Origin of the sequence: Aeromonas sp. WP2-W18-CRE-05 (assembly GCF_014168615.1) — a bacterium.
GTDB lineage: Bacteria > Pseudomonadota > Gammaproteobacteria > Enterobacterales > Aeromonadaceae > Aeromonas > Aeromonas caviae.
On sequence record NZ_AP021919.1, the window covers coordinates 21,569 to 33,005 of the forward strand.

Sequence of the window (11,437 nt, forward strand, 5' to 3'; positions counted from 1 at the left end):
GGTGCCGAACTCAAAAACCAAGCACAAGACGGGGAGCATCCGCGACTTGGCCGACTACATCCGCGAGCCTCACAACCAGAACCCGGATGAAAAGGTGCTGTACGCCAACGGGCGCGGTTTCCTCTGTGACGGCCACGCCGCACAGCGTGAAGAAATGGTAGCCCTTGCCGCTGAATCCGTGCGCAGCAAGAACCCGGTCAATCACTACATCATGAGTTGGCGAGAAGGCGAGCAGCCCAGCCCGGAGCAGGTCGAAGAAGCGGTAAGCATTTTCATGGATGAGCTAGGTGTTAAAGACCATCAAGCCATCTATGGTTTGCACGCCGACACGGACAACTTGCACCTGCACCTTGCCATCAACCGCGTGCATCCTGAAACGCTCAAGGTGGTGAAGATCAATAACGGCTTCGACATTGAGGCAGCGCACAAGGCGATAGCACGAATCGAGAACGCACAAGGCTGGCAGCGTGAGCAGAACGGGCGTTATCAGGTGTTGGAGAATGGTGAGTTAGGCCGGGAGCACATCGACAAGGACAAGCCGCGCCAGCCAGCCCAGCCGAAGCGCGACATGGAAAACCGCACCGGGGAGAAATCCGCCGAACGCATCGCCATTGAGGACGGCGCACCGATCATCAAAAAGGCGCAGACGTGGGAGCAGTTGCACCGCGAGTTAGCAGCCAAGGGGATGCGCTACGAGAAAACAGGCAGCGGGGCGACGCTCTTTGTCGGTGATGTTGGCGTGAAGGCCAGCAGCGCAGACCGGGACGCGAGCCTATCCAAGTTACAAAAGCGACTCGGAGCTTACCAGCCGCCGCCGCAGCGTCAGCAGGTAGCACAGCGCGAGCCAGAGCCGATCAAGCCAGACGTGCCGGGATGGAAGGATTACATCACCGGGCGCAAGGCGCACTACGCGGAAAAGAACGCGGCCAAGCTGGCACTGGACAAGCGGCAGGAGCAGGAGCGCAAGCAGATTGCCGAGCAGCAGAAAGCCCGCCGCGATGAACTCATGCGCGGCAACTGGAAGGGTAAGGGCGAAGTGCTCAACGCCATGCGCAGCGTGATTGCCGCCGAGCAGGCCGCAGAGAAAGCAGCCTTGAAAGAGAAGCACCAGAAGCAGCGCGAGCAGCACCGGCAGCAGTTCCGGCCCTATCCCGACCTGGAGCAGTGGCAGCGGATGCAGAAAAGCCCGGAGCTTGCCGAGCAGTGGCGGCACCGCGCCAGCGAGCCGCAGCGCATCGAGGGCGCGAGCGGCGAGCCGCCGACGCCGCGAGACATCCGCGCCTATCAGCCTGAAATCGTGGGCCAGCAGGTGCATTACAGCCGGAAGGAAGAAGCGGGGGCGGGCGGGGGTGTGTCTTTCGTGGACAAGGGAAAAAGCATCGATATTCACGACTGGCGCAACCGGGACAGCACGCTTGCCGCCTTGCAGCTATCGGCGCAGAAGTGGGGCAGCTTCACCGTAACCGGGAACGACGAATACAAGGCCATGTGCGCGAAGTTAGCAGCAGAGCACGGTTTCAAGATCACGAATCCTGAGCTTCAGGAGCGCATCCAGCAGGAGCGGCAGCGGATACAGCAGGAGAGGGCGCAGGCGATGAAATCGGAGCAGCTAAAGCAGTTTGAGCTGTACGCGGAAGCGGTAGGCGCGGAGCGCTACCGGGTAACGTCCATCAAGATGCAGGCAGACGGAAGGAAGCAAACCTTCATCCTCGACAAGAAGGACGGCATCACGCGGGGCTTCACGCCGCAGGAGATCGAGCAGCGCACGCCGGAGATGCTGCGCCTACAGCGCCGGGGCGAAAACCTCTACTACACGCCACTATCGGACAAGAAGCATCACATCCTCATCGACGACATGAACCGGGAGAAGCTGGAGCGGCTTATCCGTGACGGCTACCGGCCCGCCGTTGTGCTGGAATCAAGCCCCGGCAACTATCAGGCCATCATCACCGTGCCGAAGCTGGGGACGGCCCACGACAAGGACGTGGGCAACCGGCTGAGCGATGCCCTGAACCGTGAATACGGCGACCCGAAGCTATCGGGAGCCATCCACCCGCACCGCGCACCCGGCTACGAGAATCGCAAGCCCAAGCACCAGCGCGAGGACGGCAGCTATCCCGAAGTGCGCTTGCTCAAGGCCGAGCGCCGCGAGTGCGTCAAGGCGCTGGCCCTGTCCAGCCAGATCGACGCCGAGTATCAGCGTCAGGCCGCCTTGAAGGCGCAGCAGCCAGAACGCAGCAAAGCCAAGCCCGCCTTGGAGCTTGCAGCGGCCAGCGGCAGCGCGATCGACGCTTACCAGCGGCATTACCGCGACGTGATCAAGCGGCAGCGTGGCGGCGAGGTGGACTTGTCCCGCGTGGATTCCATGATTGCCGTGCGGATGCGCGTTACCGGCCACGATCAAGCCGCCATCGAGGGCGCTATCCGCCAGTGCGCCCCGGCCACCCGGCAGAAGGACGAGGGGCGCGACTGGAACGACTACGCGCAGCGCACCGCCCGCTATGCCTACAGCGCCGCAGGCGACCGGCAAGCCGCCGAGCTTGGGAAGTACCGCCAGCAGTGGGAGAAGCTGGAAGGGCGCGAGCCTGTACGCCAGCAGGAGCAGGCCAAGGCGCAGAAGATCGAGCGCGACAACTCACCCGGCATGAGTCGATAAGACTTGATGTAACTACAAAAAGACGCTACAATAAGAACACAATGGAACTTGAATGGGACGCCGATAAAGCGGCACGAAACCTGAAAAAGCACGGCGTTTCCTTCGAGGATGCCGAGCTTGTTTTTTACGACTCCGGGCGGGTTGAAGCCTACGACGGACGCGAGGACTACGGGGAAGATCGTTGGGCAACGATTGGGCTTGCCTACTCGGCTGTCCTGTATGTGGTCTACACCGTCCGACACGAGGAAACCATCCGCCTTATCTCTGCGAGGAAAGCAAATGCCGACGAAAGAAAGCAATATCGTGAAGCGAACTCTTGACCTCAAGAAGCCGCCACAGTTGAGCGCCGAGCAGAAGGCGCGACTGGATGCCGTGGCCTCGATGCCGGATGAGCAGATCGACTATAGCGATGCACCCTATCTGCCTGATGCTGTCTGGATGAAGGCAGCGGAGCAATTGCCCCACACCAAGAAGCAAATCACGCTGCGCATTGATGCCGAAGTGTTGGAGTTCTTCAAGCACACCGGCAAGCGTTATCAGTCGCGCATGAATGCTGTTTTGCGCTCCTACGTTGAGGCGCACAAGGCGCACGCGAAATGAGCGGCGACGACAAGCAGCTTTAGCTTGAAGCCCTCGCCGCCGTGGGCGAAATGCTCTTGTTCGACCAAGCCAGAGGCAACCCGGAAGAAGCCGCCCGCATCCTGCGATGTGCGCGGCTTTTTGCTCGTTCAGAGGATGCCGCGCAGCGTCTCAGCGAGCTATGCAACGAGGCGGGCAGTGATGCGACTTGGCGCGAAAACATCGTGGAGGAACTGCAAGACCGAGAGGACTTGCAAGCCGCCGAGGCAGCGATGGAAGCCCGCCGACAGGCCTAACTTGTTGCGCAAGCGGATAGTGCCGACACGGCCTTGCAGACCCTAATGGACGAGGTAGCGGCGGACACCTTCGGCAGTCTCGATGAAGGATATGCGGCACAGGCGCAGGCCGAGGCCGTGAAGGCGTGGCAGGGCAGGCAGTGAGCGGCATTTGTTGGTGTTTCATCGTAACCCGGCAAGTGTTCAGCAAACGGTGGATTGATGAACAGTCGGCGTTTTTCCCTGTCTGTCGTTTTCAGAAGGCGACTGCACCAGTTCACTGGGCTGGCCGCCGTGTGTGCATAGAACTTCTGACCGGGAACGGTCAGAAGTTCTATGCACGAAGCGCCGCGAGAGATCGGAATTGCTCAGAACTCTTGTGCACGGCGCGACAAAGCCGGAACCGCCGAAAATTCCGGCGATCAACCGGCAAGCTGCTTGATGCGCTCGGCCAGGCGGCCGAAAGCCTCGTTCACGTATTCCAGCACCTTGGGTTCTGCGCCCTGCGTGCGCAGCGAGTCTTTGAAGGCTTCCAGGTCGGACAGCCATTGCCGATGCAGGCGGCCCAGCTCGTCGAGCTGAGGCCGGAAGTCTTGGAGACTGCCGCTCGCACGAAACGCCTGGTAGCCACGCTCAAGCGTGGCCGCCGTGGTCAGCAGTTGCGCGCCCATTTGCTTGTGCTGTTCGGAGAACTCGGCCATGCCGTCATAGGGCCGCGAAGCCTTGCGGCGCTCGGCTTCGGATGCCTCTTCCATGATGCGGGCGTAGCGGTAGAACCCTGGGAACTCGCGGGACAGCGCCATGAGCTGCTGATCGGATGTGCCGACCCAAATCCTGTGCAGGTCAGGCCCGTACCCCATCATGCGATTGATGATGGCATGGGCCTCGCTGACACCCTGGGCGGCAAGCTGCTGCATGTGTTGGTCGATCTTCGCGGCCAGTCGGCGGAATTCGTTCATGCTCATGTCCGTCACAAAAGGCGCGTTGATTGCCCTTGCGCCGTGAGAAGTGCCACCGCCTTCTTATCGAAGGAAACGAAGGTTTCCCCGCCAAGCCAGTTGCCTTCGTAGGCAATGACGCCATCGGCAAAGTCTCCGCCCGCGTCGAGCACCAGCAAGCCAGCCTCCACGGCAGGCCGGTTCACTTCCACATTCGCGGCGGCCAGTAGTGCCCGGATCGCGCTGGCCGCGTCGGCTTGCTGGAAGCCGTAGACACGCAGCAGCACCCAAACAAATTCGCATAGGCACGGCAGCGCGACCGCGATCAACTCGGCGTCGGTCAAGACTGCGGCGGCAACGTCCGCTTGTGCGGGATCGTCACGCACAACCGCACGCACAAGGACGTTGGTATCGACTGCGACCTTCATTGCTTACCTGCCCAGCCTTGCGCCGCCGCCTCGTTGATTTCTTCGATGGTGGCAACCTTCTGCGTCTTGCCCGCGAGCAGGCCGACAAAGCTGGCTATCGTCCCTGCGGGCCGTGCCGCCTTGAGCACGCCCCGACCGTCTGGCAACAAGTCCAGCTCGATCTTGTCGCCTGGCCTGATGCCGAGGTGTTGCAGTACGTCCTTCCGAAACGTCACTTGTCCCCGTGCGGTAACGGTCAATGTGGTCATGGTGGTTTGCCCTCGCAATCAAGGTTGATGCTTCACATAGTAATGCAAAAATGCCTTACCGTCAATGTCCGTCAAACGATCATTAGGCGGCCAAACCGGACGCCTGTCCGAAAACATCTTGCGCAACGGGATGACGGACAATAAGATAGGCGGACGGTATAACGGACAAATGGGCGGAAATGGCACTCATCGGCTATGCGCGGGTATCGACGGCGGAACAGGACACCGCCTTGCAGACGGATGCGCTGCGCAATGCAGGCTGCGAACGGGTTTTCGAGGACACGGCATCCGGGGCCAAGGCAGACCGGCCCGGCTTGGCCGATGCGCTGGCTTATCTGCGCGATGGCGATGTGCTGGTCGTCTGGCGGCTGGATCGGCTTGGCCGCTCCCTGCCGCACCTGATTGAGACGGTCGGCAAGCTGGAAGCACGGGGCGTCGGCTTCCGCTCGTTGACTGAAAACATCGACACCACCACGCCGGGCGGACGGCTCATCTTCCATGTGTTCGGTGCGCTGGGCCAGTTCGAGCGCGACCTGATCCGCGAGCGCACCAAGGCCGGGTTGACCGCTGCCGCCGCACGCGGGCGCAAAGGCGGACGCAAGCCGGTTGTCACTGCCGACAAGTTGCAACGAGCGCGGGAGCTTGTCGCCAACGGCTTGAATGTCCGCGAGGCCGCCGCACGCCTCAAGGTAGGAAAAACCGCTCTCTACGCTGCCTTGCAGGCGGCCAGTTCTGGCAGTGCAGCCGACTCCTGATATTTCGTGCAGTCGCCTTCTGAAAACGACAGCGGTTTTGCCTGTCCAAAGTGCTCCCTGGCTGTTAAAATTGCCGTCAACTTATCAACGTCCAGCAAACACACCTTTGCTGGACATTTTTTGTGCCTTGAGGGCGGGGATGGCCAATGGAGCAGCGCATCGGATACGCGCGTGTCTCGACAAGCGACCAGAACCCGGACTTGCAGAGGGATGCTCTCAGGCAAGCCGGGTGCGACGACGTGTACGAGGAAACGGCCAGCGGCAAGAGCGCTGACCGGCCTCAGCTCGCCGAGTGCCTGAGGCGCTTGCGGCGTGGAGACACCTTGGTGGTCTGGAAGCTCGACCGGCTGGGACGTTCTCTCTCCGACCTTGTGCAGATCGCCGACAGGCTGCGTGCTGCTGGCGTGTACATCGAGCTATTGCAGCCGCGAGTCGTGTTCGACGACTCGACGATGGGCAAGGCCATGTACGCGATGTTCGGCATGTTCGCGGAGATGGAACGTGACCTGATCCGCGAGCGCACCCGTGCAGGCCTTGCCGCAGCCCGAGCCAGAGGCCGCGCCGGCGGGAGGAAGCCAAAGCTCACCGAGGCCCAGATCAAAGAGATCAACGAGATGGTGGACGCGCAGAAGCTCCCCATCGGTCGAATCGCCGAGCTGTACGGTGTCTCGCGAACCACAATTTACAAGGTAGCTCCTATTGGGCGGCCCGAGCCGAAGCGGCAGAACTGAAAACAGAAGGACAACAATGGACACCAATACCAAGAAGGGCTACGACCTCATCAATCGCCGCCGCAAGCAGTGGGTCAACGAGGAAGAAGTACGCCACGCATGGATGAAGGGGCTTGAAGAGGCTTTGCAGATCGACTTGGACGCGGAGAGAGCCAAACGCGACTCCAGCTACAACAGCGTCGTCATCGAGTTCAAAGGCCCCGGCCTCTTCAAGGGGAGTGAGACAAGTCCGAAGTTCATCGAGGCGACCGATGGTCGTCTCTTGAAATACATCCCCCGCTTGGCTGCTGAGCAAGGGCTGGATGAGAAGGACTACATCGGTATTGCCATCGACGGCGATCATGTGGGCTTTGCCCAAGTCCAAGACGGCAAGATCGTTCACCAGCCACTGATGCCGTTCTCGACCATTGCCTTCCAGATGGTGGTCGATGCGTTGAGAGCAAATTTCCGGCGAGCCATCACATCGGAGAACCTAGCCGAGGACTTTGGGCATCTATCCGAGACAGGCCGCGAGTTCATGCAGGAACTGTCCAATGCTCTTGCTGACGCTCTTGGGCAGCCCGGCAACCGCAAAATCAAGATGCTCTTCGAGGAATGGGCAACCTTGTATGGGCAGGCTGCTGACCTCAGCATTCAACAGCGCAAGAAGATCAATGGGTCATTGGGATTTGACTTCGCAGGCCCGGCCGCCATTGACTTGCCTGCCAAGCTTTTCGTCACCCACACCTTTCATTCTCTGCTGATGAAGCTGATCGCGGCCGAGATCGTGGCTGCACATGGCATGGCGTCAAGCACTTCCCTGATCTATGAGCTACTGGCTCTCGGATCGGACGAAGCCCTGATTGAGGCCCTACGCTCGGATGTCGAGAACGGCGGGTTCTTCAACGCAGTCGGCTTGCATGGCTTCGTCGAAGAAGCCATCTTTAGTTGGTATCTGGATGCCACAACCAAGAAGGCGATCCGCACGTCGATGTGCTTGGCGATTCGCACCTTGCTGGCCCAGCTTTCGGTCTATCGCTTCGATACCATCAAGAAGACCGGCCGCTCGCGCGATGTTCTGCGTGACTTCTATCAGGACTTGGTTCCGGAGGAATTGCGCAAGAGCCTTGGCGAGTTCTACACGCCGGACTGGTTGGTCGAGCACTCTGTGGCCAAGCTTGGCTACAAGCGAGACAAGTGGCTTGCTGCTCGGCTACTTGACCCGACATGCGGGTCTGGTTCGTTCTTGCTGGAGGCTATTGAGCAGAAGCGCCGAGCAGCGCTGACGGCGGGATGGACTGCTGAGCAGACCGTGGACATGCTGACCACGACGGTCTGGGGCTTCGACCTCAACCCACTTGCTGTGCAATCCTCTCGCGTCAACTTCCTGATCGCTATCGCAGACCTGTTGCAGCAGTGCAAGGGTAAAGACGTTGAGATTCCCGTTCTCTTAGCTGATGCGGTGTACTCCCCTGCCCCCCACCCTGACGGCGATCAAAAGGTGGTCGAGTACAGCATTGGCAGCCAGCAAGCAAATCTGCAAGTTGTTCTACCTGCCGACTTGGCGTGTGATCGCGTGTTGCTCGACAAAGTATTCCAGCTCATGGGAGAAGAGGTTGAAAACGACACTGAATTCCCGCCCGTCTCTAAGGCGCTGGTGAAAGCCAAGATACTGAGCAAGGCGCAGGCCGATGAGTGGAATGACCACCTCAAGACGACCTATGACCAAGTGCTCGCACTGCATCGGCAGAACTGGAACGGTATTTGGTTCAGGATCGTGCGCAACTTTTTTTGGTCAGCTACTGCTGGACAGTTTGATGCCATTGTTGGTAATCCGCCTTGGGTACGATGGTCGAATCTCCCAGAGGCATACCGGAACCGAGCTAAGCCCACCTGCGAAAAGTACGCCATCTTCTCGGACACCAAGTTCCATGGTGGCAACGAATTAGACATTTCCGCCATCATCACCTACACGACGGCTGACAAGTGGCTGGTCGAAGATGGACGGTTGGTGTTTGTCATCACGCAGACGGTGTTCCAGTCGCCTTCGTCGCAAGGCTTCCGGCGCTTCCGCATCAATGCAACCGACCGCTTGGTGCCTATCTCCATCGATGACATGAAGGAGCTAAAGCCGTTTCCAGACGCGGCGAATAAAACGGCTGTCGCCATGTTCACGAAGAAGATAGGGGGTACGACCCGCTATCCGTTGGACTACCGTGTCTGGCTTGGCAAGCCCAAGACCGACAATGCAGGCAATCCGAAGAAGGGACGCGGCGGTCAAGTGGCTCGCTTGAAGGCAATCGACCCACGTCTACATCGTGCAGAGGTGGCTGATCTTGTGGATGTGATTCAGATGGAAGCCAATCCCGTCTCGCAGACTATGGAGGGGGCTCCTTGGGCCATCATGAAGCCGGGGCACTTCGCCGCATGTCAGCCGATGTTTGGCCCCTCTACTTGGGTCAACGGCCGTAAGGGCATCACGACTGACCTGAATGGCGTCTATTTTGTGGATGTCATTGACTCGAACCCTGCAACAAAGACGGTCAAGGTGCGAACTCGGCCACATGAAGGCAAAACCGACTTGGGGCAGCCGCGCGAATTCTGGGTTGAGGCTGAGAGCTTGTTTCCCCTGGCAAAGGGCGCAGGCGACCTCCATCCATGCTATTTCCTGCCGGAGAACACGCTCTATGCGTTTGTGCCGAATAAGGGCATTGACCGGGCATCATTGGACAGCGCTGTGGCGCGCTACAGCAGTCACACGAATCCCAAGACATTCAAGTTCTTCAAAGCCTACAAGTCGTTTTTGGAGTTGCGTTCCACCTTCAAGACGCGCATGAAGGGTGCGCCCTTCTTCGCAATCTACAACGTGGGCGACTACACCTTTGCACCCTATAAGGTCATTTGGGCCGAGATGACCGGCGATTTTTCAGCGGCCGTCGTGGCGTCTGGGTCTGTGCCGGGCTACGGGCCGCGTGTTTATGTCCCTGACCACAAGCTCTACTTTGCCGACTTCGACCAGCCGGAGCCAGCCTTTTACTTGTGCGGATTGCTGCACTCGGAGATCGTCAAGGAGATGATCGAGGCGCACAACGTGGCAACCAATATGGGCGACATCTTCAAGCATGTGAGTCTGCCTGAGTATGACGCCAGTTTGGCCGAGCACAAGGCGCTTGCTGAGCTAGTGAAGCAGGCCCATCAAGAGCATGACTCTAAGAAGCGGGCCAATATCGTCGCCAAGGTCAGGGCTGCTGCTGCTGAGATCATTGAAGCTGAAATCGCACTTCGCCAGTAATGAGTTCGATGACGGAAAACTAATAGCAGGTGCAGCCGATAGTCCTGTAGCGCGTCGCCATGCATCGCAACTGTAGAAATCAGGGAGGAATATGAGCGATCAATACACCTACCGAATGAGCACAGGAGGCCCGATCATGACCACAACCACCACCGAGACAGCAAAAGAGGTGCTGCGCGGCTACGGACGCGCCAACGAGGCCGCGCTGGCGTCCCTGATGGACGTGCAAGACTGGCAGCGCATCGCCCGGCAGGAGCTTGAGCGCCGGGCTACCAGCATCGTGCAGGCGCTGGATGATGCGACCCTTGAGGCCATCGCAGCGGGCACGCTCGACATGCGGGCCATGTGCCGACAGGTGGCCGACGAGATCCACCAGGCCGCCTAAGCCCTCCCCTGCCCTGCCACCGAACCCCGCCGCGTGCGGGGTTTTTTATGACTTCAAATCCTCAAAAGGTGCATTTACTCAAATCCTCAATATGAGGGTCGGCCGGGAAAACTGAAAATCCTCACGAATTTGGCGTAATCAATTGTTCTGTATTGGCTTTATCCAAACCTGCGATGAACGCAGAGAGCGACCGCAGTACCTGATCCTGCGAGGCCGCCGTCGCCTGCGCGACATCTAGTTGTAACTCCAGTCTTTTAATCACGGCCGTTAGCTCGTCCCGAGCGGCAACAGCGTCTGTGGTCATCGCCTCCAGGGCCAACACTCTGCTTTGGCTTGCCGCAAGCTGGGTGGCGGCGTTGGCATGCTGCTGTTCAATGTCTTTCAGTCGTTTGAGTTCACGCTCCTGCACGAGCTGCTCATGACGCTGGGCCGCCACCATCTGCTCTAAACGGACAACCTCACATTGGCGCTCATTGGCGACCTGCCGCTGCTCCGCGAGCGCGTTTTGAGTCGATGCGTTGGCGTCACGGAGCTGTCGGATCTCGGCCTGTAGATACTGCAGCTGTTCATCATGCTGGCGCTGGAGCTGATCACGTTGATCTTTGGCCGCGCCACGGAAGTGCTCCAGAGCCTGCTGTGCATGGCGACTCCGCTCCTCTTGGGAGCGGGCGTGCTGTCGAGCCTGCTCCAAAGAAAAAGCCGCAAGTCACTGTTTTATGGTGCTTTGCGGCTTTACGCGAACTAACGCGGTTTGGTATGTGGTGGTGGAACACGGAACCGAACCCGCGTCCGTAATCCGAACTAAATAGTAACGCCTTGGCCTTGAGGACGTGGATTCGATGATTTGGCCAAAATCGTCCTGCGCTGCCACTGGGCTTCTTGGGTAACGCGATCCGCAGCGACGACTGGGCCATTCCGCACATTGGCCTGAGCAGTCTCGGGGAAATCGTCGGCTGGGCGCGCCCAGACGAGTTTCCGCCAAGGAACATGCGCACGAGCAAAGGGCTGCGGGCGCTCGGTTACAACGTGAGGATCGGTGTTTGATCTGCGGCCGTGGGCGGCGCCCGCAAGGTCCCGATCAACCCACCGTCCCCTGCGCCGGACCGGCCCGCCCTGGCATACCGTCCTTGAAGATTTGAGTCACATCAATCGGCCAGCAGGTCGCTGGATG

13 protein-coding genes are annotated in these 11,437 nt (G+C 59.5%); 9 read left to right on the plus strand and 4 right to left on the minus strand.

Translation table 11 applies throughout. The annotated features are described in order from the left end of the window. The first annotated feature begins 1 nt into the window (after position 1). Genes traI through H7R73_RS23370 form a run of 4 tightly spaced genes read left to right on the plus strand, consistent with a single transcriptional unit; the run spans position 2 to position 3,531 of the window. A complete protein-coding gene (traI, locus tag H7R73_RS23355; protein ID WP_232092793.1) occupies positions 2-2,656 on the plus strand; it encodes a TraI/MobA(P) family conjugative relaxase in 2,655 nt (884 codons plus the stop codon). 41 nt (positions 2,657-2,697) lie between these two features. Then, positions 2,698-2,976: a BrnT family toxin gene (locus H7R73_RS23360; protein ID WP_015060221.1), complete on the plus strand. Its 279-nt coding sequence runs from the start codon at positions 2,698-2,700 to the stop codon at positions 2,974-2,976. After that, positions 2,936-3,256, plus strand: coding sequence for a BrnA antitoxin family protein (locus H7R73_RS23365; protein WP_045286807.1), 321 nt, complete (start codon positions 2,936-2,938; stop codon positions 3,254-3,256). Before H7R73_RS23360 ends, H7R73_RS23365 begins: the two co-directional genes overlap by 41 nt. Before the next feature lie 56 nt (positions 3,257-3,312). Continuing rightward, the gene (locus tag H7R73_RS23370) at positions 3,313-3,531 is read left to right on the plus strand and encodes a hypothetical protein (protein WP_154232916.1); all 219 of its coding nucleotides are present in this window, start codon (positions 3,313-3,315) and stop codon (positions 3,529-3,531) included. Between the two features lie 401 nt (positions 3,532-3,932). On the opposite strand, the gene H7R73_RS24285 is transcribed toward H7R73_RS23370, so the two are convergent. From H7R73_RS24285 to H7R73_RS23385, 3 genes are read right to left on the minus strand one after another with little or no spacing between them, the layout of a single operon-like run. Further along, on the minus strand, positions 3,933-4,469 hold the full coding sequence (locus H7R73_RS24285; RefSeq protein ID WP_003159187.1) for a hypothetical protein: 537 nt from the start codon (positions 4,467-4,469) through the stop codon (positions 3,933-3,935). A gap of 11 nt (positions 4,470-4,480) precedes the next feature. Continuing rightward, the gene (locus tag H7R73_RS23380) at positions 4,481-4,876 is read right to left on the minus strand and encodes a type II toxin-antitoxin system VapC family toxin (RefSeq protein WP_003159186.1); all 396 of its coding nucleotides are present in this window, start codon (positions 4,874-4,876) and stop codon (positions 4,481-4,483) included. Further along, positions 4,873-5,124 (minus strand): AbrB/MazE/SpoVT family DNA-binding domain-containing protein, encoded by a 252-nt coding sequence (locus H7R73_RS23385; protein WP_003108276.1) that lies wholly within the window; start codon positions 5,122-5,124, stop codon positions 4,873-4,875. The genes H7R73_RS23380 and H7R73_RS23385 overlap by 4 nt, the downstream gene beginning before the upstream one ends. 179 nt (positions 5,125-5,303) lie before the next feature. Between H7R73_RS23385 and H7R73_RS23390 the strand changes: the two genes are divergently transcribed. The 4 genes from H7R73_RS23390 (at position 5,304) to H7R73_RS23405 (ending at position 10,266) form a co-directional block, all read left to right on the plus strand. Continuing rightward, positions 5,304-5,879 (plus strand): recombinase family protein, encoded by a 576-nt coding sequence (locus H7R73_RS23390; protein WP_001173919.1) that lies wholly within the window; start codon positions 5,304-5,306, stop codon positions 5,877-5,879. A gap of 146 nt (positions 5,880-6,025) precedes the next feature. Beyond that, the gene (locus tag H7R73_RS23395) at positions 6,026-6,610 is read left to right on the plus strand and encodes a recombinase family protein (RefSeq protein ID WP_110612457.1); all 585 of its coding nucleotides are present in this window, start codon (positions 6,026-6,028) and stop codon (positions 6,608-6,610) included. Positions 6,611-6,626: 16 nt separating this feature from the next. Further along, complete coding sequence (locus H7R73_RS23400) at positions 6,627-9,881, plus strand: Eco57I restriction-modification methylase domain-containing protein (protein ID WP_182951780.1); 3,255 nt, start codon at positions 6,627-6,629, stop codon at positions 9,879-9,881. A 136-nt stretch (positions 9,882-10,017) separates the two neighbouring features. Beyond that, entirely contained in the window at positions 10,018-10,266 is a 249-nt protein-coding gene (locus H7R73_RS23405) for a hypothetical protein (RefSeq protein ID WP_182949661.1), read from the plus strand. A gap of 121 nt (positions 10,267-10,387) precedes the next feature. On the opposite strand, the gene H7R73_RS23410 is transcribed toward H7R73_RS23405, so the two are convergent. Continuing rightward, positions 10,388-10,957 (minus strand): hypothetical protein, encoded by a 570-nt coding sequence (locus H7R73_RS23410; protein WP_182951781.1) that lies wholly within the window; start codon positions 10,955-10,957, stop codon positions 10,388-10,390. A 173-nt stretch (positions 10,958-11,130) separates the two neighbouring features. Between H7R73_RS23410 and H7R73_RS23415 the strand changes: the two genes are divergently transcribed. Next, complete coding sequence (locus H7R73_RS23415; protein ID WP_108912252.1) at positions 11,131-11,310, plus strand: phospholipase; 180 nt, start codon at positions 11,131-11,133, stop codon at positions 11,308-11,310. The last annotated feature ends 127 nt before the right edge of the window (positions 11,311-11,437 follow it).